Annotated in this window: 22 protein-coding genes; 18 read left to right on the top strand and 4 right to left on the bottom strand. The window is 56.2% G+C overall.

The annotated features are described in order from the left end of the window. Positions 1 to 92 precede the first annotated feature (92 nt). The 10 genes from argH to hemB all read left to right on the top strand — a co-directional run bounded on the left by argH (position 93) and on the right by hemB (position 9,951). A complete protein-coding gene (gene argH / locus DCH402_RS19310; protein ID WP_040002905.1) occupies positions 93 to 1,466 on the top strand; it encodes an argininosuccinate lyase in 1,374 nt (457 codons plus the stop codon). A gap of 189 nt (positions 1,467 to 1,655) precedes the next feature. Continuing rightward, positions 1,656 to 3,197, top strand: a complete 1,542-nt coding sequence (gene rmuC / locus DCH402_RS19305) for a DNA recombination protein RmuC (RefSeq protein ID WP_040002903.1) — start codon at positions 1,656 to 1,658, stop codon at positions 3,195 to 3,197. 134 nt (positions 3,198 to 3,331) lie between these two features. Beyond that, a complete protein-coding gene (gene ubiE, locus DCH402_RS19300) occupies positions 3,332 to 4,087 on the top strand; it encodes a bifunctional demethylmenaquinone methyltransferase/2-methoxy-6-polyprenyl-1,4-benzoquinol methylase UbiE (RefSeq protein WP_040003756.1) in 756 nt (251 codons plus the stop codon). A gap of 13 nt (positions 4,088 to 4,100) precedes the next feature. Further along, complete coding sequence (gene ubiJ, locus DCH402_RS19295) at positions 4,101 to 4,709, top strand: ubiquinone biosynthesis protein UbiJ (protein WP_040002901.1); 609 nt, start codon at positions 4,101 to 4,103, stop codon at positions 4,707 to 4,709. After that, a complete protein-coding gene (gene ubiB / locus DCH402_RS19290; RefSeq protein ID WP_040002900.1) occupies positions 4,706 to 6,343 on the top strand; it encodes a ubiquinone biosynthesis regulatory protein kinase UbiB in 1,638 nt (545 codons plus the stop codon). The genes ubiJ and ubiB overlap by 4 nt, the downstream gene beginning before the upstream one ends. 75 nt (positions 6,344 to 6,418) lie before the next feature. Next, positions 6,419 to 6,673: a twin-arginine translocase TatA/TatE family subunit gene (gene tatA / locus DCH402_RS19285; protein ID WP_040002899.1), complete on the top strand. Its 255-nt coding sequence runs from the start codon at positions 6,419 to 6,421 to the stop codon at positions 6,671 to 6,673. Between the two features lie 3 nt (positions 6,674 to 6,676). Next, on the top strand, positions 6,677 to 7,249 hold the full coding sequence (tatB, locus tag DCH402_RS19280) for a Sec-independent protein translocase protein TatB (RefSeq protein WP_040002897.1): 573 nt from the start codon (positions 6,677 to 6,679) through the stop codon (positions 7,247 to 7,249). Positions 7,250 to 7,252: 3 nt separating this feature from the next. Then, positions 7,253 to 8,020: a Sec-independent protein translocase subunit TatC gene (tatC, locus tag DCH402_RS19275; RefSeq protein ID WP_040002896.1), complete on the top strand. Its 768-nt coding sequence runs from the start codon at positions 7,253 to 7,255 to the stop codon at positions 8,018 to 8,020. A gap of 111 nt (positions 8,021 to 8,131) precedes the next feature. Further along, positions 8,132 to 8,926: a 3'-5' ssDNA/RNA exonuclease TatD gene (gene tatD / locus DCH402_RS19270; RefSeq protein ID WP_040002895.1), complete on the top strand. Its 795-nt coding sequence runs from the start codon at positions 8,132 to 8,134 to the stop codon at positions 8,924 to 8,926. A 2-nt stretch (positions 8,927 to 8,928) separates the two neighbouring features. Next, positions 8,929 to 9,951: a porphobilinogen synthase gene (gene hemB / locus DCH402_RS19265; protein WP_040002894.1), complete on the top strand. Its 1,023-nt coding sequence runs from the start codon at positions 8,929 to 8,931 to the stop codon at positions 9,949 to 9,951. A gap of 32 nt (positions 9,952 to 9,983) precedes the next feature. On the opposite strand, the gene rfaH is transcribed toward hemB, so the two are convergent. Together rfaH and DCH402_RS19255 are read right to left on the bottom strand one after the other, a co-directional pair. After that, positions 9,984 to 10,472 carry a transcription/translation regulatory transformer protein RfaH gene (gene rfaH / locus DCH402_RS19260; RefSeq protein WP_040002892.1) on the bottom strand — a complete coding sequence of 163 codons (489 nt, stop codon included), beginning with the start codon at positions 10,470 to 10,472 and terminating at the stop codon, positions 9,984 to 9,986. A 4-nt stretch (positions 10,473 to 10,476) separates the two neighbouring features. Further along, positions 10,477 to 10,683 (bottom strand): hypothetical protein, encoded by a 207-nt coding sequence (locus DCH402_RS19255; protein WP_040002890.1) that lies wholly within the window; start codon positions 10,681 to 10,683, stop codon positions 10,477 to 10,479. Between DCH402_RS19255 and ubiD the strand changes: the two genes are divergently transcribed. The 4 genes from ubiD to DCH402_RS19235 all read left to right on the top strand — a co-directional run bounded on the left by ubiD (position 10,673) and on the right by DCH402_RS19235 (position 14,244). After that, positions 10,673 to 12,169, top strand: coding sequence for a 4-hydroxy-3-polyprenylbenzoate decarboxylase (ubiD, locus tag DCH402_RS19250; protein WP_081642194.1), 1,497 nt, complete (start codon positions 10,673 to 10,675; stop codon positions 12,167 to 12,169). The genes DCH402_RS19255 and ubiD overlap by 11 nt on opposite strands. Before the next feature lie 49 nt (positions 12,170 to 12,218). Further along, a complete protein-coding gene (gene fre / locus DCH402_RS19245) occupies positions 12,219 to 12,920 on the top strand; it encodes an NAD(P)H-flavin reductase (RefSeq protein ID WP_015848203.1) in 702 nt (233 codons plus the stop codon). A gap of 432 nt (positions 12,921 to 13,352) precedes the next feature. Then, positions 13,353 to 13,781, top strand: coding sequence for a YeeE/YedE family protein (locus DCH402_RS19240; protein ID WP_040003755.1), 429 nt, complete (start codon positions 13,353 to 13,355; stop codon positions 13,779 to 13,781). A 34-nt stretch (positions 13,782 to 13,815) separates the two neighbouring features. Next, positions 13,816 to 14,244 carry a DUF6691 family protein gene (locus DCH402_RS19235; RefSeq protein WP_040002887.1) on the top strand — a complete coding sequence of 143 codons (429 nt, stop codon included), beginning with the start codon at positions 13,816 to 13,818 and terminating at the stop codon, positions 14,242 to 14,244. A 45-nt stretch (positions 14,245 to 14,289) separates the two neighbouring features. Here the strand turns inward: DCH402_RS19235 and fadA are convergent, their stop codons facing one another. Next, complete coding sequence (gene fadA, locus DCH402_RS19230) at positions 14,290 to 15,453, bottom strand: acetyl-CoA C-acyltransferase FadA (protein ID WP_040002885.1); 1,164 nt, start codon at positions 15,451 to 15,453, stop codon at positions 14,290 to 14,292. A 12-nt stretch (positions 15,454 to 15,465) separates the two neighbouring features. Beyond that, the gene (gene fadB, locus DCH402_RS19225) at positions 15,466 to 17,655 is read right to left on the bottom strand and encodes a fatty acid oxidation complex subunit alpha FadB (RefSeq protein ID WP_040002884.1); all 2,190 of its coding nucleotides are present in this window, start codon (positions 17,653 to 17,655) and stop codon (positions 15,466 to 15,468) included. A gap of 181 nt (positions 17,656 to 17,836) precedes the next feature. Here fadB and pepQ point away from each other — a divergent pair, with 181 nt between their 5' ends. Genes pepQ through hemG form a run of 4 tightly spaced genes read left to right on the top strand, consistent with a single transcriptional unit; the run spans position 17,837 to position 21,836 of the window. Continuing rightward, positions 17,837 to 19,168 carry a Xaa-Pro dipeptidase gene (pepQ, locus tag DCH402_RS19220; RefSeq protein ID WP_040002882.1) on the top strand — a complete coding sequence of 444 codons (1,332 nt, stop codon included), beginning with the start codon at positions 17,837 to 17,839 and terminating at the stop codon, positions 19,166 to 19,168. After that, on the top strand, positions 19,168 to 19,782 hold the full coding sequence (locus DCH402_RS19215; protein WP_040002879.1) for an IMPACT family protein: 615 nt from the start codon (positions 19,168 to 19,170) through the stop codon (positions 19,780 to 19,782). Before pepQ ends, DCH402_RS19215 begins: the two co-directional genes overlap by 1 nt. 40 nt (positions 19,783 to 19,822) lie before the next feature. Next, positions 19,823 to 21,274 (top strand): Trk system potassium transporter TrkH, encoded by a 1,452-nt coding sequence (trkH, locus tag DCH402_RS19210; protein ID WP_040002877.1) that lies wholly within the window; start codon positions 19,823 to 19,825, stop codon positions 21,272 to 21,274. A 22-nt stretch (positions 21,275 to 21,296) separates the two neighbouring features. Next, a complete protein-coding gene (gene hemG / locus DCH402_RS19205; protein ID WP_040002876.1) occupies positions 21,297 to 21,836 on the top strand; it encodes a menaquinone-dependent protoporphyrinogen IX dehydrogenase in 540 nt (179 codons plus the stop codon). Positions 21,837 to 22,051 lie beyond the last annotated feature (215 nt).

Below are 22,051 nucleotides of genomic sequence, written 5' to 3'. Positions count from 1 at the left end.
CCCGGCGTAAGCCGCCGGTGAAACGCGGGCAGTTCAACGGTGGGCCGGACAGGAGTCGACCCGCCTTTATCAGAGAGACCGGGAGTGTAGTTATGGCTTTGTGGGGCGGACGGTTCACGCAGGCGGCAGATAGGCGTTTTAAACAGTTCAACGATTCACTGCGGTTTGATTACCGTCTGGCGGAGCAGGACATTATCGGATCCATCGGCTGGTCTAAGGCGCTGGTGACGGTGAACGTACTGAGCGCTCAGGAGCAGCAGCAACTGGAGCAGGCGCTCAATGCACTGTTGCAAGAGGTGCAGGCGGACCCTGAGGCTGTCCTGCAAAGCGACGCGGAAGACATCCACAGCTGGGTGGAGCAGAAACTGATCGGGAAAGTCGGCGATTTGGGTAAGAAACTGCACACCGGGCGTAGCCGTAACGATCAGGTCGCTACCGACCTGAAACTGTGGTGCAAGGCGCAGGTGAGCGAACTGGCGCAGGCGATTCGTCATCTGCGAGCGGCGTTGGTTGTTACCGCCGAAGCGACCCAGGACGCGGTGATGCCGGGCTATACCCACCTGCAACGCGCACAGCCGGTCACCTTCGCACACTGGTGCCTGGCTTATCACGAAATGCTGGCGCGTGATGAGAGCCGTCTGGAAGACACGCTCAAGCGTCTGGACGTCAGCCCGCTGGGCTGCGGCGCACTGGCGGGTACCGCTTATCCGATTGACCGCGAGCAACTGGCCGGTTGGCTGGGTTTTGCATCGGCTACCCGCAACAGTCTGGATACGGTTTCTGACCGCGATCACGTACTGGAGCTGCTGTCCGACGCGTCTATCGGCATGGTGCACCTGTCGCGCTTCGCCGAAGATTTGATTTTCTTCAACAGCGGTGAAGCGGCGTTTGTCGAGCTGTCTGACCGTGTGACCTCCGGCTCTTCGCTGATGCCGCAGAAAAAGAACCCGGACGCGCTGGAGCTGATCCGCGGTAAGTGCGGCCGGGTGCAGGGTGCGCTGGCCGGTATGCTGGTGACGCTGAAAGGGCTGCCGCTGGCCTATAACAAAGATATGCAGGAAGACAAGGAAGGGCTGTTCGATGCGCTGGACACTTGGCACGACTGCCTGCTGATGGCGGCGCTGGTGCTGGAAGGCATCCAGGTGAAACGTCCACGTTGTCAGGAAGCGGCGCAGCAGGGCTACGCCAACGCCACCGAACTGGCCGATTATCTGGTCGCCAAAGGTGTGCCATTCCGTGAAGCGCACCATATCGTCGGTGAAGCGGTGGTGGGAGCGATTCGTCAGGGTAAAGCGCTGGAAGCCTTGTCGCTGGCGGATCTCAAACAGTTCAGCGCGGTGATTGAAGACGATGTCTATCCGGTATTGTCGTTGCAATCCTGTCTGGATAAGCGCGCCGCCCAGGGTGGGGTATCGCCGCAACAAGTGGCGCGTGCGATTGCCGACGCGAAGCAGCGTTTGGCTTAATCCCTATTCTCGGTTTCAGAACCGGCCCTCTGGGCCGGTTTTGTTTTTTCTGTCACCGGCTTTCTGAAGTCGGCTCGCATTTTTCCGTTTGTCTGCGGCTTTTTCGGCCGATTTTTCGCATAACCTCTGGACAGATATACAGCCTCATTCTACCTTGGCGGGCAGTGGTACGCATAACCCGGAGGCGGTGTGGAGATCTCCTTATTTTATGGCGTCGGCGGTGTCGTGGTCGGCATGCTGCTGGGCTGGCTGGCCGCCAGCCTGCTGCAACAGCAGCGCCTGGCACGGCATGACACCGAATTTCAGTTACAGCAGCAGGCGCTGGAACAGACGCGTCGGCAATTGACTGAAAACCAGCAGGCGCGGCAGCAAGACCAACAACGGCTGGAGCAGCAAACGCAGGAGTTGCGTTCGTTACACGCGCAACTGGCGGCGGGTGAAGAAAAGTTGCGGCAACTGGCGGAGTTGCGGGACGAGTGCGCTCAGCTCAATCAGGAACTGCGCGCGTTGCGCGAAGCTAACGGTGCGCAGGAAGCAGAACTGCGCGAAGTGACCATTCGCCTTGAAGAAACCCGGTTGGCGGCGGAAGAAAAGCAGCGGTTGTTGATGAATAGCGAACAGCGGTTATCCACCCAGTTTGAAAACCTCGCCAATCGTATCTTTGAGCAGACCGGGCATAAGGTAGATCAGCAAAACCAGCAGAGCATGGAGAAGCTGTTGACGCCGTTACGCGAGCAACTGGATGGTTTTCGCCGTCAGGTGCAAGAGAGCTTCGGGGCGGAATCCCGCGAACGACATACGCTGGCGCATGAAATCCGCAATCTGCAACAACTCAACGCCCAGATGGCGCAGGAAGCCATCAACCTCACCAATGCGTTAAAAGGCGACAACAAAACCCAGGGTAACTGGGGGGAAGTGGTACTGAGCCGGGTACTGGAAAGTTCCGGGCTGCGTGAAGGACACGAATATGACACTCAGGTCAGCGTCCAGACCGGCAACAACAGCCGTCTGCAACCGGATGTGATCGTCCGGCTGCCGCACGGCAAGGATGTGGTTATCGATGCCAAAATGTCGCTGGTGGCCTATGAGCGTTATTTCAACGGCGCTAACGAGGCTGATCGGGCGGTGGCGCTGAACGAGCATCTGTTGTCCATCCGTAATCATATGCGGCTGCTGGGCAGCAAGGATTACCAGCAACTGCCGGGGTTGCGTTCTCTCGATTATGTGCTGATGTTTATTCCGGTCGAACCGGCGTTCCTGGTGGCTATCGATCGTCAACCTGATCTAATTACCGAGGCATTACGCCACAATATTATGCTGGTCAGCCCCACGACTTTACTGGTAGCGTTACGGACGATTAACAATCTCTGGCGTTACGAGCAGCAAAGCCGCAACGCGCAGTTGATCGCTGAACGAGCGTCACGGTTGTACGACAAGCTACGTTTGTTCGTTGATGATATGGCGTCGCTGGGGCAAGGATTGGACAAGGCACAGGCGGGTTACCGTCAGGCGATGAAGAAACTGGCGTCTGGGCGTGGCAACCTGATCGGCCAGGCCGAAGGGTTCCGTGCGTTGGGGGTGGAGATTAAGCGGCCAGTCAACGTACCTATGATGCAGGATGAACCGGCGGCACCCGATGAATGGCTCGCGTTATCGCAGGATGCGCATGATGATGAGGCTGAACAGGGCGTGAATAGCATGGATGATGTGCCGAACGGCACGGCGATATGATGTTGATCAGGTTCGGTGCACAGGGTGAAAAGAAGGGCGGTCGCTTTTAGGCGGCGTCTGTTACACTCTTTACCCATTAATGCTACCCATTAATGGGTAACACGATCCTGAAGTTGAAAAAGCAGGCGGATAACATGGTAGACGATTCGGATAATACGACACATTTTGGTTTTCGCACGGTAGCTAAAGATGATAAGGAAGCCATGGTGGCGGATGTTTTTCATTCTGTGGCGGCTAAATATGACTTGATGAACGATCTGATGTCATTTGGCATTCACCGTATCTGGAAGCGGTTTACCATCGAATGCAGCGGTGTGCGCCGTGGTCAGCGTGTGCTGGACCTGGCCGGCGGCACCGGCGACCTCACGGCCAAATTCTCTCGTCTGGTGGGTGATGACGGCGAAGTGGTGCTGGCGGATATCAATGCGTCGATGTTGAAAGTAGGACGCGAGAAGCTGCGCAACCTGGGTGTGGTGGGTAATATCAGTTATGTTCAGGCCAATGCCGAAGCCCTGCCGTTTCCGGAGAATTTTTTCGACTGCATTACTATCTCGTTTGGGTTGCGTAACGTAACCGAAAAAGAGCGAGCACTGCGCTCCATGTATCGGGTGCTGAAACCCGGTGGCCGCCTGCTGGTGCTGGAATTCTCGAAGCCGACCGTGAAAGCGCTGAGCAAGGTATACGACGCTTATTCCTTCCATGTGCTGCCACGTATTGGCGAGATGGTTGCCAGCGATGCCGGTAGTTACCGTTATCTGGCGGAGTCCATCCGTATGCATCCGGATCAGGAAACATTGAAAGGGATGATGATCGATGCCGGCTTTGACAGTGTGGATTACTTTAATCTGACCAGCGGCATCGTAGCGCTGCATCGCGGATTTAAATTCTGAGTTGGATACTCCCATGTTGATAATGCCTGTGTTGACGGCGGCACTGGAAACGGCGCTCAACCAGCTTTTGTTCCGTGACCGGAGCATGAAAGCCGCCCGTCAGCGTTTGCACGGAAAAACGTTGCGAGTTGAAGTGGCGGAACTGGATACGCCGCTGGTATTGATCTTTTCCGAATACCGCCTTGATGTCATGAGCCAGTGGGCGGCACAACCGGATTGTTTGTTGCAGACTCACCTGTCGGCACTGATGAAACTGCGCGACCGGCAGCAATTGTCTGCGCTGATGCGCAGTGGCGATTTGGTGCTGGAAGGGGATATTCAGGTGGCGCAGCAATTTGTCACCTTGCTGGATCTGGCCGAATTTGACCCGGCGGAATGGTTATCTCCCTGGTTGGGCGATGTTGCGGCGGAGGGGGTGAGTCAGGTGGCAGGCAAGGTTGCCGGCACGCTGATGCGTTCTGTGTGCCGCCAGCAACAGGCGTTATCGGAAACAATAACCGAAGAGTGGCGCCTGGCGCCCGGCAAACTGGAGGGACTCTGGTTTGCGGATGAGGTGGATGCGCTGGCGCAGTCGGTGGAGGCGTTGTCCGCCCGGCTGGCCAAAATGGAGGGATCGCCATGACGCCGGGAGAACTCTTGCGGTTGTACCGAATTATCGGGGTATTACTGAGCTACGGACTGGATGAACTGATTCCGCGATTACCGCTGACGATGCCGTTGCGTTTGTGGCGTTGTTTATTGTTCTGGTTACCGAATCGTCACAAAGACAAACCGCTGGGCGAGCGCCTGCGATTGGCGCTGCAGGAACTGGGGCCGGTGTGGATCAAGTTCGGTCAGATGATGTCCACCCGTCGTGATTTGTTTCCCCCGGCTATCGCCGATCAACTGGCAATGTTGCAGGATCAGGTTGAACCTTTCGATGGTGAGCTGGCCCGTCATCAGATCGAAACCTCGATGGGCGGCAAGCTGGAAACCTGGTTTGATGATTTTGACGCGAAGCCGCTGGCATCGGCGTCGATCGCTCAGGTACATACCGCCAGGCTGAAAACCACCGGCAAAGACATCGTTATCAAGGTCATTCGTCCGGACATCCTGCCGGTGATCAAGGCGGATATGCGCCTGATGCATCGACTGGCCGGCTGGTTGCCGATTCTGTTGCCGGATGGGCGTCGCCTGCGGCCGCGCGAAGTGGTGCGCGACTACGAAAAAACACTGCTGGATGAACTGAACCTGCTGCGTGAAGCGGCTAATGCCATTCAATTGCGGCGAAACTTTGAAAACAGCTCGATGCTGTACGTACCGGAAGTGTACTCCGACTATTGCAATGAGCGGGTACTGGTCATGGAGCGTATTTACGGTATTCCAGTGTCGGATGTGGATGCGTTGAAGCGGCACGGCGTTAATATGCCGCTGTTGGCCGAGCGGGGAGTACAGGTCTTTTTCACCCAGGTATTCCGCGACAGCTTTTTCCATGCGGATATGCATCCCGGCAACATCTTCATCAGTTATGAGCATCCGGAAGACCCGCAGTATATCGGTATTGATTGCGGCATTGTCGGCTCGCTGAATAAAGACGATAAGCGCTATCTGGCGGAGAACTTTATTGCCTTTTTCAACCGTGACTACCGTCGCGTTGCTGAACTGCATGTCGACTCCGGCTGGGTGCCGCACGACACCAACGTAGAAGAGTTCGAATTCGCTATCCGCACGGTCTGTGAGCCAATATTTGAAAAGCCGTTAGCAGAAATTTCTTTCGGTCATGTATTATTGAACCTCTTTAATACGGCGCGTCGCTTCAATATGGAAGTTCAGCCCCAATTGGTGCTGCTCCAGAAGACGTTACTGTACATTGAGGGAGTGGGTCGTCAGCTTTACCCACAGCTGGATTTGTGGAAGACGGCTAAGCCGTTTCTGGAAACCTGGGTGAAAGACCAGGTTGGTCTTCCTGCAATGTTGCGGGCGTTTAAAGAAAAAGCGCCGTTTTGGGCGGAAAAACTGCCTGAGATCCCAGAGCTGTTCTACGACAGCTTACGCCAGCATAAGATGTTAAAACAGAATATGGATCGGTTGTCTAATGAGCTGCGTACCCAGCGCATCCGTCAGGGGCAGTCTCGTTATATGCTGGGCGTTGGGGCGGCATTGTTGCTCAGTGGCACTGCGTTACTGATAAGCCAGGCTGAGGCTCATGTTGTTCCTGCTGGGCTGATTGCGGCCGGTTTGGTGGCCTGGATAATAGGTTGGCGGTGTACACGTTGAATATGGCCTTGTCGCCGAGATTATGGTGATGAGTGTGTAGCATGAATTCCTTTTGAACAAAGAGGCAGGCAGAGTATGGGCGGTATTAGTCTTCCAAGTTTGTTATTGATAGCGGTCATCGTGGTTTTATTGTTTGGTACGGGCAAGCTCAAATCGCTTGGTGCCGATCTCGGTGCCTCTATCAAAGGCTTTAAGAAAGCAATGAGCGACGATCAGCCTGCTGCCAATAACGACAAACAACAGGACGCTGACTTTGCGACCAAATCCATTTCGGAGCAGAAGCCGCAGAACAGTCCGGAAGAGAAAAGTCAGCATAAAGAGCAGGTGTAACCGGTGTTTGATATCGGGTTTAGTGAACTACTATTGGTGATGGTGATTGGCCTGGTTGTACTGGGGCCGGAGCGTCTGCCGATTGCGGTAAGAACCGTGGCGGGGTGGATTCGGGCACTGCGCTCATTGGCATCGACGGTGCAAAATGAACTGGCACAGGAGATGAAGCTGCAGGAATTGCAGGACAGCCTGAAGAAAGTAGAGCAGGCCAGCCAGTTACAAAATCTGTCGCCAGAGCTTAAAGCGTCGATGGATGAGCTGAAAGAGGCTGCCGAAGCGATGAAGCGCCCCCACAGTATCAAACTGGATGGCAGTGATTCGCCGGAGCATGTGCCGCTTGGCGATCCTGAAGCCGCGCACGATGGCGTGCTGGACGTTGAGCGGAAGACCGTGTCGTCCTCCCCTGCTGTCGCCGCTCCGGCTACGGAGCCGGCCACCACACGTACTGAAACGGCAATCCAGACCGTGCCAGCGCCTGCCGATCCGGCATTAGGCGGTACAGTCCATGTCGAAAGCAAGGCCAAACCTGAACAGGTCACGTCGGCTCCTCCTTCCCAACCTTCTGGTGATCGTTAACCTATGGCTGTTGATCAAACCCAACCGCTGATCAGCCATCTGATCGAACTGCGTAAGCGGTTGTTAAATAGCATTATCAGCGTGCTGGTGGTATTTCTGGCGCTGGTGTATTTCGCCAATGACATCTATCAGTTTGTCTCCGCACCGCTCATTAAACAGCTACCGGCCGGGGCCAGCATGATTGCGACCGATGTGGCCTCGCCGTTTTTCACCCCAATCAAACTGACGCTGATCGTGTCGGTGTTTTTATCTGCGCCGTTGGTGTTGTATCAGGTTTGGGCGTTTGTGGCGCCGGCGTTGTACAAACATGAGCGGCGGCTGATGATGCCGTTGCTGGTGTCCAGCAGCCTGCTGTTCTACATGGGGATGGCCTTTGCCTATTTTATCGTGTTTCCGCTGGCGTTTGCCTTTTTTGCACAAACTGCGCCCAAAGGGGTATTAATCGCCACCGACATCAACAACTATCTCGATTTTGTGATGGCGTTGTTCATGGCGTTCGGCGTGTCGTTCGAAGTACCGGTGGCGATTGTGCTGCTGTGCTGGAGTGGGGTCGTCACGCCGGAAGGCCTGAAGCAGAAACGGCCATACGTACTGGTGGGCGCGTTCGTGGTGGGGATGTTGCTGACTCCGCCGGATGTGTTCTCCCAGACGCTGCTGGCCATTCCGATGTATTTGCTGTTTGAAATCGGGGTGTTTTTCGCCAGGTTCTACGTCGGTAAGCGGCGTCAGCCAGAGGAAGAAGACGTAGACGAATCTGCGCCGTCTCCCTGAGTAGTATCTCGCCGTAAGCGGCGATCTTCTTACTGTGACACCTCTTTCGGGAGGTGTTGTTTTTTGGGTTGTCCATCAGGATGACCGTGACGAATTTCCGGATATCCGCTCATGTTCGATATTGGCGTTAACCTCACCAGCCCACAGTTCCGTTCAGACCGAGAGCAGGTTGTGGCACGCGCCCGACAGGCCGGCGTAACGGGGCTATTGTTGACGGGAACCAACGCCGAAGAGAGTGAACAAGCCTGCAGGATAGCAGCACAGTATCCCGATTATTGCTGGTCAACCGCCGGTGTGCATCCGCATGACGCCAGCGGCTGGAACGATGATGCCGCAGCATTGATTTATCAACTGGCAGGAAGTGATCAGGTGTTGGCGGTTGGTGAATGCGGGCTGGATTTCAATCGTAACTTTTCTACCCCCGAAGAACAGGAACTGGCATTTAGCGCGCAGTTAGCCATCGCCGCTGAACGCGCGATACCGGTTTTTTTGCACTGTCGCGATGCGCATGAGCGCTTTATGGCGCTGCTGACGCCGTGGCTCGATAAACTGCCGGCGGCGGTGTTGCACTGTTTCACCGGTTCAGGTGACGAGCTGGATGATTGCCTGCGTGCCGGGCTGATGATCGGCATTACCGGCTGGGTATGTGACGAACGTCGTGGGTTGGCGCTGCGCGCGTTGCTGCCACGGATCCCGGATAATCGGTTACTGTTGGAAACCGATGCGCCCTATCTGTTACCCCGGGATTTACATCCTAAACCTGCATCCCGCCGTAACGAACCTTGTTTTCTGCCGCACATTGTCCGCCAGGTTGCGCGTTGGCGCAGCCAGGATGCGCAATGGTTCGGCAGGAATGTGGATGAAAACGCCCGTCGGATTTTCCGTCCGGGCCAGAAAGGAGAATAAAGATGAGTAATGTTTTTCCCGGTGCGTTTCCTGGACGTCGTCTGCGCCGTCTGCGCCGTCATGATTTCAGCCGTCGTCTGGTGGCGGAGCATCAGGTTACGGTCAACGACCTCATCTACCCGGTGTTTGTCATGGAAGGCAAACAGGGGCGTCAGGAAGTGCCCTCCATGCCGGGCGTGTATCGCCTGACGATTGATGAACTGGTCCGCGAAGCGGAGGTTATCGCCAAATTGGGCATCCCGGTGTTGTCGCTGTTCCCGGTGATTGAAGCGGATAAAAAGTCGTTGCTGGCTGAAGAAGCCTACAATCCGGATGGGCTGGTGCAGCGTACCGTGCGTGCGTTGAAAGATGCGGTGCCGGAGCTGGGGCTGCTGACCGATGTGGCGTTGGACCCTTACACCACTCACGGTCAGGATGGCGTAATCGACGAAGAGGGTTACGTGGTCAATGACATTACCAAAGAGATTCTGGTGCGTCAGGCGTTGTCTCACGCGCAAGCCGGTGCGGAGATCGTGGCGCCCAGCGATATGATGGACGGCCGTATCGGCGCTATCCGTGGGCGGCTGGAAGAGCAGGGGTTGGTCAATACCCAGATCATGGCGTATTCCGCCAAGTACGCGTCTTGCTACTACGGGCCGTTCCGCGATGCGCTTGGTTCGTCGGGCAACCTGAAAGGCGGCAACAAGAAAACCTATCAGATGGATCCGGCCAATACGAATGAGGCATTGCAGGAAATCGCACAAGACCTGCAGGAAGGGGCTGATATGGTGATGGTGAAACCGGGGATGCCGTATCTGGATGTGGTGAGCCGGGTGAAGGATACCTTCGGCGTACCGACTTTCGCTTATCAGGTGTCCGGCGAGTACGCGATGCAGATGGCGGCGATCCAGAATGGTTGGCTACAGGAGCAGCCGCTGGTGATGGAGTCGCTGTTGTGTTTCAAACGTGCCGGCGCTGATGGGGTATTGACCTATTTCGCCAAACGCGTAGCCGAATGGTTGCGTGATGAGGCGTTGCGCCGTTAACGGCTGTACCGTCAGGGCGTAGCCCTGACGGTTTATGCTTTTCGAAACTGGCGGTTGTCGATGCTTTGCCGTACCTGCTTGTTCAGCAGATTGAGCAGCAGCATGGAGCGCGCTTCGCCATCCGGTTCGGTATAAATGGCCTGAAGGCCGCTGAACACCCCTTCGGTGATGGTGACTTCATCGCCGGGCTGCGGCGTTTCAGGGGCGATGTGAGACGTGCATTGATGGTTCTGCAAATCGTCAATCACCTGCTGGGGGACGAGTGCCGGCAGGCTGCCAAAACGAACAAAATGACTGACGCCGCGAGTGGCGCTGATAGTGGTGGTATGTATGTGCTCCGGGTCGAACTCGACGAACAGGTAATTGGGGAACAACGGTTCACTGACCTCGGTTCGTTTCCCTCGTACGATTTTCTCCAGCGCGATCATCGGGCTCAGGCAGACCACGTCCTGACGTTCCAGATGTTCTTTGGCCCGTAATAGTTGGCCGCGCTTGCAATAAAGTAAGTACCAGGCTCGCATAATTTCACTTTTCTATGGCTTTCTCAGCGGGAGAGGATAGCAAAAGCGTTATCCCTTGCGGGATAAAATTTCCGGGAGAAATTCCTAAATTGCAGGCGGCGTTGAACGTAGCAGGTTCAGGCACTTGCCGGAAATCGCGCGGGCGGTAAGCGACAGCATGGTCAATAGCCTTTATAATACCGCCACCACTGACCTTTCTGATGATCAGCATGAAATACCGTGACTTACGTGAATTTCTCGCTCAGCTTGAGGCGAGAGGCGAACTCAAACGCATCCATCAGCCGATAGATCCCTACCTGGAAATGACCGAAATTGCCGATCGCACCCTGCGTGCCGGCGGCCCGGCGCTGTTATTTGAAAATCCGAAAGGTTACGGTATGCCGGTGCTGTGCAACCTGTTCGGTACGCCTAAGCGCGTGGCGCTGGGAATGGGGCAGGAAGAGGTCGGCGCGTTGCGTGATATCGGTCGCTTGTTGGCATTTTTAAAAGAGCCGGAACCGCCGCGTGGTTTTCGTGACCTGGTGGATAAGCTACCTAAATTTCGGCAGGTGCTTAACATGCCGACCAAACGGCTGTCGAGTGCGCCCTGCCAGGAGCAGGTATGGGAAGGCGATGAGGTGGATCTGGGCCGAATTCCGATCATGCATTGCTGGCCGGGCGATGTGGCGCCGTTGGTCACCTGGGGACTGACGGTCACGCGCGGGCCTTTCAAAGAGCGCCAGAATCTGGGGATTTACCGTCAGCAACTGATTGGCCGCAACAAACTGATTATGCGCTGGTTGTCACACCGCGGCGGTGCACTGGATTTTCAGGAGTGGCGTCAGCAACGCCCCGGCGAGCGTTTCCCGGTCGCGGTCGCGTTGGGCGCAGATCCGGCTACCATTCTGGGCGCGGTGACGCCGGTGCCGGATACGTTATCTGAATATGCTTTTGCCGGGTTACTGCGTGGTCACAAGACCGAAGTCGTGAAATGCCTGTCCTGCGATCTGGACGTGCCGGCCAGCGCCGAAATCGTGCTGGAAGGCTATATCGACGTGGATGAAACGGCGCCGGAAGGCCCTTATGGCGATCACACCGGTTATTACAATGAAGTCGACCATTTCCCAGTGTTTACCGTAACCCACGTGACCCAGCGGCGCGATGCGATTTATCATTCCACTTATACCGGTCGCCCGCCCGATGAGCCTGCCGTTCTGGGTGTGGCGCTGAATGAAGTGTTCGTGCCGCTGCTGCAAAAGCAGTTTCCGGAAATCGTCGACTTTTATCTGCCGCCAGAGGGCTGTTCTTACCGGCTGGCTGTCGTTACTATGAAAAAACAGTATGCCGGTCATGCCAAACGGGTGATGATGGGCGTCTGGTCTTTTTTACGCCAGTTCATGTATACCAAATTCGTTATTGTCTGTGATGACGATATTGATGCCCGCGACTGGAAAGATGTGATTTGGGCAATCACCACACGTATGGATCCGGCGCGTGATACGTTGCTACTTGAAAATACGCCGATTGATTATCTGGATTTTGCTTCACCGGTCTCCGGGCTTGGCTCCAAAATGGGGCTGGATGCAACGAATAAATGGCCGGGTGAAACGCAACGTGAATGGGGTCACCCTATTACCAAAGATCCGTCGGTTGTCGCCCGTGTGGACGCCATATGGGATGAATTGGCCATATTGAATGACAGTGGTAAGCCGCACTGACGGCGCTTACGCTGTTCCCCATTTTGCTTTGACCCTACAGAGGGAACGCATGACAACGTTGAGCTGTACAGTAACGTCGGTGGAAGCTATCACCGATACGGTTTACCGGGTGCGCTTATTGCCATCGGCACCTTTTTCCTTTCGTGCCGGGCAATATTTGATGGTGGTAATGGACGAACGTGACAAGCGCCCGTTCTCCGTGGCCTCAACGCCGACAGAACAAGGGACTATCGAATTGCATATCGGGGCGTCTGAGATGAACCTGTATGCGATGGCCGTGATGGATCGCATTTTGAAGGAAAAATCGCTGGTGGTGGATATTCCCCACGGTGATGCCTGGTTGCGTGAAGACAGCGATCGGCCGTTGATTCTGATAGCGGGCGGCACAGGGTTCTCCTATGTGCGTTCTATTTTGCTGACGGTGCTGGCAAGCCAGCCGGAACGTCCGGTTTCCGTGTATTGGGGTGGCCGTGAGTTGCGACACTTGTACGATCTGGGGGCGTTGCAAGCTCTGGCGCAGTCACACCCTAACCTGAAGGTGATCCCGGTGGTTGAACAGCCGGATGAACAGTGGCATGGCCGTTCCGGAACCGTATTGAGTGCGGTACTCCAGGATTTCGGCTCGCTGGCGTCGCACGATATTTATATCGCAGGCCGTTTCGAGATGGCGAAAATTGCCCGTGAGCGTTTTTGCAACGAACGTGGTGCACAGAGCGCGCACATGTACAGCGATGCTTTTTCTTTCATTTGATTTTTGTCATCGTTGTGCTTGCGAGGCCGGGTTGATACCCGGCCTTGTTGTTTTTCAGCAGCCTGTTTTCTACAACAGATCGTCCATCAAAACAGATCGTCCATCAAGTCATATATGGTGTGATCGGTGATGGGGTTTGGTAACAAGTTTGGTAACAATATGGTATCTTTCATTATATAAAATAATATATTATTTTTTGTGAGAGGGACAGCCGGTACGGCGGAGCCGCGTATCACATAGTGGTTGTATGACCGAGCCTGAACTGGTGGGCGACAAGCGATAGGCACCCTCATCGCTGATTGCCCTAACGCAGCATAAACACATGAAAGGGCTCTCGGTTGTGCTGCGAGCTGGTGCCGTTCGTCGCAGCGCAATGTGCGGTATGGATTGCGCTGGCTGGTGTACGGCCTGACATCATTGGGGGTAGAGATTATGCAGATTGATATGGCGGCGTTCACGCCGCTGATGAGCCTGACAGGCGGTCTGGTGATTGGCGTTGCGGTAGTGATGCTGGCGGTATTCTGCGGACGTGTTGCCGGCATCAGCGGCATTCTCGGTGGGCTACTGAACCGCTCGTCACCGGATAAAGGATGGCGGTTGGCGTTTGTGCTGGGGATGATCGCTGCGCCCTGGCTCTACCAACTGGCGGCACCGTTGCCGGAGAGTACGATATCAACATCCACGCTCTGGCTGGTCGTATCCGGTCTATTGGTGGGCGTCGGCACTCGATACGGGGCGGGCTGCACCAGTGGACATGGTGTGTGTGGCTTATCCCGTTTGTCGCTGCGATCGTTAGTGGCGACGCTGACCTTCATGGGGGCGGCGTTTGTCACCGTCTGGGCGCTGGGCGCATTCCGTTGAATAGGGTGTTATGACGCACGTTAAGGAGCGGACGATGAATAACCTGTTTTCTTTTCTGGCCGGGCTGGTTTTTGGGATCGGGCTGCTGATCAGCGGTATGGCGAACCCGCAGAAAGTGCTGGGTTTCCTGGATATTACCCGGCAGTGGGACCCGTCGTTGGCGCTGGTGATGGGAGGCGCGCTGGTGGTCGGGACGCTCGGTTTTCGTCTTGTCGGCCGGATGGCAAAGCCGCTGTGCGTGGCGTTGTTTTCCCTGCCGCTAAAAAAAGCGATCGACAAACCGCTGGTGGCGGGCAGCCTGCTGTTTGGCATCGGCTGGGGGATGGCCGGTATTTGCCCCGGCCCGGCGTTGGTGCTGCTGTCGTATGGCACAGTGAAAGGCTGGGTGTTCTTTGCCGCTATGCTCGCAGGCATGGGGCTGTATGAGTGGCTTTCTTCACGCCATCGGGAGCGGGTTTCCTGATGTGGGTGTTGACTCCGCCGGTACGGTGGCACCGGCGGGTGGAGGTTATACCCGTTGCAGTACCGTCGCGATGCCCTGACCTAAACCGATACACATGGTCGCCACGCCGAATTCCACATTCCGCTGTTCCATCAAATTGATGAGTGTGGTGATGATGCGTGCGCCGGAACATCCCAGCGGATGACCAAGCGCAATGGCGCCGCCGTTCAGGTTAACCTTGTCGTCCATGCTTTCCAGTAGCCCGAGTGCTTTGAGACAGGGCAGCGTTTGGGCGGCAAACGCCTCATTCAGTTCAAACAGACCGATATCGCTCAGTGAGAGCCCTGCCCGCTGTAACGCTTTCTGGGTGGCGGGCACCGGGCCGTATCCCATCACGGATGGGTCGCACCCGACGACCGCCGTCGCACGAAGGCGTACCCGTGGCGTTAACCCTAGCGCCAGTGCGCGGGATTCGCTCATTACCAGCAGCGCTGCCGCGCCATCCGACAGCGCTGATGAACTGCCGGCGGTGACTGTGCCATTGACCGGGTCAAATGCCGGGCGCAGCGCTGCCAGCGCGTCGATACTGGTTTCCGCTCTGACGACTTCGTCGTAGTCAAACGGTTGCAGCGCGCCGTCGGCGTTATGACCGGTAGTGGGGATAATTTCGCGGCGAAAGGCACCGGACTGGGTCGCAGCCCAGGCACGCTGGTGTGAGCGGACGGCGAACGCGTCCTGCATTTCGCGGCTGATGTGATGTTGGCGCGCCAGCAGTTCCGCCGTCAGCCCCATCATCGCCGCCGCTTTGGCAATGCTCTTGCCGAGTCCAGGGTGAAAATCGACGCCGTGGGTCATCGGCATATGCCCCATGTGTTCGACGCCGCCGACCAGACAAACGTCGGCATCACCCACCATAATGGCGCGCGCCGCGTCGTGTAACGCCTGCATGGATGAACCGCACAGGCGGTTGACCGTCACCGCCGGCACCGAATGGGGGATTTCCGCCAGCAATGCCGCGTTGCGCGCCACGTTAAAGCCTTGCTCCAACGTTTGTTGCACACAACCCCAGTAGATGTCGTCAATCTTGTCCGCGTCCAGCGCCGGGTTGCGACTCAGCAGGCTGCGCATCAGGTGAGCGGACAGGGTTTCCGCCCGGACCTGACGAAACGCACCGCCTTTGGAACGCCCCATCGGGGTGCGCACCGCATCAACAATTACTGCTTTTTCCATCGTCGTGCGTCCTTATGCCGGTTGATGAAGAGAAAGGTTGCTGTGAGGTTCAACCGCCGGGTAATAACGCTGTTGGCGTTGCGCCATCTGCAACAGGCTTTCCGGTATGGCGTAAAGCGGCCCCAGTGATGCCAGCGACTGGGCGATGTCGACATAGTGCTGGCTGCCCAGCGTATCCAGGTAACGGCAGGCGCCGCCGTGGAATGGCGGGAAACCCAGGCCGTAAAGCAGCGCCATGTCGGCTTCCGCCGGGGTGGCGACGATACCTTCTTCCAGACAACGCGCGACTTCGTTGAGCATCGGCACCATCAGGCGATGGATAATCTCTTGCGCACTGAAGGTTCGCTTCGGCTGGCAGACCGCATCCAGCAAGATATCGGTCTGCTCGTCCTGTTCGCGGCGTGGTTTGCCTTTGGCATCCGGATAGTAGCGGTAGAAGCCCGCGCCGCTCTTCTGACCGAAACGCTGATGCTCCACCAGCACATCGACCGCGTCGCGATAGGTTTTCGCCATACGCTGCGGAAAGCCTGCCGACATCACCGCCTGCGCGTGGTGAGCGGTATCCAGCCCGACTACGTCCAACAGGTAAGCCGGCCCCATCGGCCAACCGAACTGTTTCTCCATCACCGCGTCCACGTCGCGGAAATCCGCGCCGTCGCGCATCAGCAGGTTGAAGGCGGCAATGTAGGGAAACAGCACGCGGTTGACGAAGAATCCCGGGCAGTCGTTCACCACGATCGGGGTTTTGCCGATCTTGCTGGCGTAGGCCACCACGCGGGCCAGCGTTTTCTCATCGGTCTTTGGGCCTCGTATCACTTCAACCAGCGGCATACGATGTACCGGGTTGAAAAAGTGCATCCCGCAGAAATTTTGCGGCCGCTGCAATGAAGTGGCTAATTGCCCGATGGGAATCGTCGACGTATTGGAAACAATCAACGTCTGTTCGCTGACATAAGCTTCGATATCGGCCAGCACCCTGGCTTTTACCTGCGGGTTTTCCACTACGGCTTCGATAATCAGGTCAGCTTGTTCAAGCCCGTTGTTATTGAGTGTCGGGTGAATACGGGCCAGCACCCCCGCCATGGTCATGGCGTCCAGTTTGCCGCGTTCCAACTGCGCGTTAAGCAGCTTGGCCGCTTCCTCCATCCCCAGTGTCAGCGCTTTTTCACTGATATCTTTCATCCACACTGGCACCCCTTTGCGTGCCGACTGGCAGGCAATGCCGCCGCCCATGATCCCGGCGCCCAGTACGGCAACACGAGCGGGCGGCGAGGCATCGCCAGCCCATTTTTTTGCGGCGCTTTTTACCGCCTGCTCATTAAGGAATACACCGACCAACGCGTATGCCGCGGTGGTTTGAGTCAGCGCGACGAAATTATCGGTTTCGAGCTTCAGCGCGGCGTCGCGGTGCAGCCCGGCGGCGGCTTCGATGGTTTTGAGCGCCATCATCGGTGCGGGGTAGTGGCGGCCTGCCGCTTGTTGCACCAGCGCGTTGGCGGTAGCAAAACTCATGGTGGCTTCGATACGGTTAAGCCGCAGCGGCGATTGTTTCTGACGACGGCGGGTGCGCCAGTCCAGTTTATCCTCCGCCGACAGACGCAACATATGCAGGGCGGAAGACAGCAACTTGTCACTGTCTGTTATCGCATCCACCAGCCCGGCTTTCAGCGCCTCGCCGGCAGACAGGTCTTTACCCGCAGTGATGATTTCCAGCGCGCCGTCCGCGCCCAGCAGCCGCGGCAATCGGACCGTGCCGCCAAACCCCGGCATGATACCCAGTTTGACTTCCGGCAGGCCGATGCGCGCATCAGGCGTTGCAAGACGGAAATCGGTCGCCAGCACGCATTCGCATCCTCCGCCCAGCGCATAGCCGTTGATGGCGGATAACGTCGGCACCGGCAAATCTTCCAGTCGGCTGAAAATGGCGTTGGCTTCGGTCAGCCACTGATGCAACGCTTCCGGCGGGGCGGCAAACAACGACAGGAATTCGGTGATGTCCGCTCCGGCAATGAAGGCGGGTTTATCCGAGCGCAGTAGCAGCGCGCGGAGTGAGGGTTGGTTCGTCAGGTGATTCAGGGCTTCGCCAAGACTGGCTACGGTGCGGGTATCCAGCTTGTTGACGCTGCCGGGCGCGGCAAAAACCAGTTCGGCAATGCCGTCTTCCAGCCAGTTAAGGTACAGCGTGTCGCCTTGATAGATCATGGTGTTCTCCACTGTTATCCGTAATCTGGTATGACCAGATGTAAGAAATTGTGGTTTTGATGTTAATGAAATGCAAACAACACATGAGGGATTTGCCGGGAGGATCACAAGGTGAGCAACGCTGCCCTCATCAGGGCACTGTGTTACACTGGGAAACAGTCTGTTATCAATGGGGATTGTGATGGAAACGCTGACTTCTTTGTATCATCAACATGTGGCGACTCTGCAGCAACGCACGCAGGCGGTTCTGGCACGGCATAATCTGGATGCCTTATTGATCCACTCCGGTGAGCTGATGATGGCGTTTCTGGATGATCATGCTTATCCGTTCAAAGTTAACCCGCAGTTCAAAGCCTGGCTGCCGGTGACGCAAGTGCCGAACTGCTGGCTGTGGGTGGATGGGGTCAATACGCCGAAGCTGTGGTTCTACTCCCCCGTTGATTACTGGCATAACGTGGCACCGGTGCCGGACAGTTTTTGGACCACATCGTTGGACATCCAGGTACTGCGCAAGGCCGACGACATCGGCCAGCAATTGCCGGTTCAACGCCAGCGTGTCGCCTATATCGGTTCCGCGCCGCAACGGGCGCTGAATCTGGGCGTGGCGCCGGAGCATATCAACCCGAAAGGCGTGCTGGATTATCTGCATTACCACCGTGCCTACAAGACGGATTACGAACTGGCCTGCATGCGTGAAGCGCAGAAAACGGCGGTGGTCGGCCACCATGCCGCATACGAAGCGTTCCAGTCCGGCATGAGCGAATTTGACATCAATCTGGCGTACCTGACCGCCACCGGTCACCGTGATACCGATGTGCCTTATGGCAATATCGTCGCTCTCAACGAGCACGCGGCGGTGCTGCATTATACTCAGCTCGAACATCGGGTGCCGGCGGAAATGCGCAGTTTCCTGCTGGATGCCGGCGCAGAATATAACGGCTATGCGGCGGACATTACCCGTACCTATGCCGCGCAGCATGACAATGACTATGCTGCGTTGGTAAAAGACCTGAACCGCGAGCAACTGGCGCTGATAGATACTCTGAAGGCCGGCGTGCGTTATACCGACTACCATTTACAGATGCATCGCCGGGTGGCGGCGTTGCTTAAACGTCATCAACTGGTGACCGGGCTGAGTGAAGAAGCGATGGTGGAGCAGGGCGTGACGTCGCCGTTCCTGCCGCACGGTCTGGGCCATCCGCTTGGCTTGCAGGTGCATGACGTCGGCGGATTTATGCAGGACGACGCCGGCACGACGCTGCCTGCGCCATCAGCCCATCCCTACCTGCGTTGTACCCGGATTCTGGAGCCGCGCATGGTGCTGACTATCGAACCGGGTATCTATTTCATCGATTCGTTGCTTGAGCCCTGGCGTCAGGGCGAGCTACGCCAGCATTTCAACTGGCAGAAGCTGGATGCGTTGCGCCCGTTCGGCGGTATTCGTATTGAAGACAATATCGTGGTTCATGACAAACGCATTGAAAACCTGACCCGCGCGCTTGATCTGGCCTGATGCAGGCATATCCGGTCCCTGCTGCGTCTGTCAGCGTTCAGGAAGAGATTAAAAAGAGTCGCTTCATCACCCTGCTCACTCCGGCTTGCGGGGTGGACGCGGCTCGTGGCGTAATTCAGCAGGCTCGCGAGCAGCACCCCTCGGCGGCGCACCATTGCTGGGCGTATGTCGCGGGCGCGCCGGACGATTCGCAACAACTCGGGTTTTCCGATGACGGTGAACCCTCGGGAACCGCGGGCAAACCGATGCTGGCTCAATTGATGGGCAGCGGCATCGGCGAGGTTGTGGCGGTGGTGGTGCGTTATTATGGCGGCATCAGGCTGGGTACCGGCGGGCTGGTCAAAGCCTATGGCGGTGGCGTGCAACAAGCCCTGAAGCAACTGTCGCTGCAGCAGAAAGTGATGTATCGGATGTATCGATTGCAGTGCGATTATGCGTTGTTGCCGCAGGTGGAGGCCGTCGTCTTGGCGTTACAAGGGCAGGTAGTCTCAACCGAGTACGCCGGCGATGTCTCGCTCCAACTGGCTCTTCCGGTCACGGCCGTGGACGACGCGACGCGACGGTTGCGCGATATTAGCCGCGGCGCGTTGCATTTGCAGCCAATTTCACAATAATCCAGCGCGTAATCTTGAACCGTTTAAGGAAGGCTCCCTGATGCACTTGCGTGCCATAACCCGCATTGTCGGACTGCTGGTCATCCTGTTTTCCGGCACCATGTTCATTCCCGGCATGGTGGCGTTGATTTATCGTGACGGCGCCGGTCGGGCATTTATTCAGACATTTATTGTCGCGTTGGTAATGGGGCTGCTGCTGTGGCTGCCTAACCGCAAGCATCGCCATGAACTGAAAGCCCGTGAAGGTTTTCTGATCGTGGTGTTGTTCTGGACGGTGTTGGGTAGCGTCGGGGCGTTGCCTTTTCTGTTTGCCGAACGCCCCAGCTTGTCGGTGACGGATGCCTTCTTCGAGTCTTTTTCCGGCCTGACGACAACCGGTGCGACCACGCTGGTCGGGTTGGATTCGCTGCCGAAAGCCATTCTGTTTTACCGGCAAATGCTGCAATGGATGGGCGGTATGGGGATCATCGTGCTGGCGGTGGCCATTCTGCCGATTCTGGGCGTCGGCGGGATGCAGCTCTATCGCGCCGAAATGCCTGGGCCGCTGAAGGATAATAAAATGCGGCCCCGTATCGCGGAAACGGCCAAAACACTGTGGTTGATTTACGTATTGCTGACTGCTATCTGCGCGTTTTCACTATGGCTGGCGGGTATGTCGGTGTTTGATGCCATCAGCCATAGCTTTTCCACCATCGCCATCGGTGGATTCTCTACCCATGATGCCAGCATCGGTTATTTTAACAGTCCTACCATCAATACCATTATCGCGGTGTTTCTGCTGATTTCCGGCTGTAATTTTGGTTTGCACTTTGCGGTGTTGAGCGGGCGCAGCCTGCGAGTGTATTGGCGTGACCCAGAATTCCGTATGTTCATTTTTGTTCAGATGTCGCTGGTTGTGATTTGCACCCTCGTTTTGTGGGGGCACGGTGTGTACAAGAATGGTATGGAAACCCTGAATCAGGCGTTCTTTCAGGTGGTTTCAATGGCGACTACCGCCGGTTTTACCACAGATAGCATTGCTTCATGGCCGCTGTTTTTGCCGGTATTGCTGCTGTGTTCCGCGTTTATTGGTGGTTGCGCTGGTTCGACCGGTGGCGGCCTGAAAGTGATTCGTATCCTGTTACTGTTCTTACAGGGATCGCGTGAACTGAAGCGATTGGTTCATCCGAATGCGGTATATACCATTAAGCTTGGTCAGCGTGCGTTGCCGGAGCGGATACTGGAAGCCGTGTGGGGGTTTTTCTCGGCTTATGCACTGGTGTTTATCGTGAGTATGTTGGCGGTGATCGCGACGGGAGTAGACAATTTCTCCGCCTTTGCAGCAGTAGCCGCCACGCTGAACAATCTCGGGCCAGGGCTTGGAACGGTGGCCGACAATTTCACCTCCATGAATGACGCTGCCAAATGGATTTTGATTGTCACTATGTTATTTGGTCGTCTGGAGGTATTCACCATGCTGGTACTCTTTACTCCTACTTTTTGGCGGGAATAACGGATATATAAGGAAACATGCTATGAAGGCATTAATATTGTTTTCCAGTCGGGATGGTCAAACACGGGCGATAGCGTCTTATATCGCTAATAACCTGAAAGGAACCCTGGAGTGTGATGTCGTCAATATTCTGAGTGCTCATGAGGTTGACCTCGACAAGTATGACAAGGTGATGATTGGCGCATCAGTGCGCTACGGGCGTTTTCATCCGGCGTTGGAAAAATTTATCCGTCAGCATCTCGTTTTACTGCAACAAAAACCTAGCGCCTTTTTCTCTGTCAACCTGACCGCCCGTAAACCGGAGAAACGTTCGCTGCAAACCAATGCCTATACGCGTAAGTTTTTGTTGCGCTCGCCCTGGCAGCCGGATTTGGGCGCTGTCTTTGCTGGCGCATTGCGTTATCCGCGTTACCGCTGGTTTGACCGCGTGATGATTCAATTGATTATGCATATGACCGGCGGCGAGACTGACAGTACCAAAGAGATTGAGTACACCGATTGGGAACAGGTAGCGCGTTTCGCTCAATCGTTTGGTCAACTTACCCAGAAAAAGACGGTGTAATAAGGTTTTCACCCCGCAATGGTGAAAAAAGAGGCATTCAATAATTTTTTTGAAATTAGTGCTTGTCAGCGACGAAGAAGTCCCTATAATGCGCCTCCACTGACACGGCAACGGCGAAACGCCAGCGCAGTTTCAGTAAGAAATCAGGTGCATATCGCTTGACTTCTTTTCGGGAAAGCATAATATATGCGACCCGCGGCCACGGTAAATGGCCC

This window comes from Dickeya chrysanthemi NCPPB 402, from assembly GCF_000406105.1.
Lineage (GTDB): Bacteria > Pseudomonadota > Gammaproteobacteria > Enterobacterales > Enterobacteriaceae > Dickeya > Dickeya chrysanthemi.
Note: the sequence above shows the minus strand (reverse complement) of the source record. Positions and strands in the feature narration are given on the sequence as shown.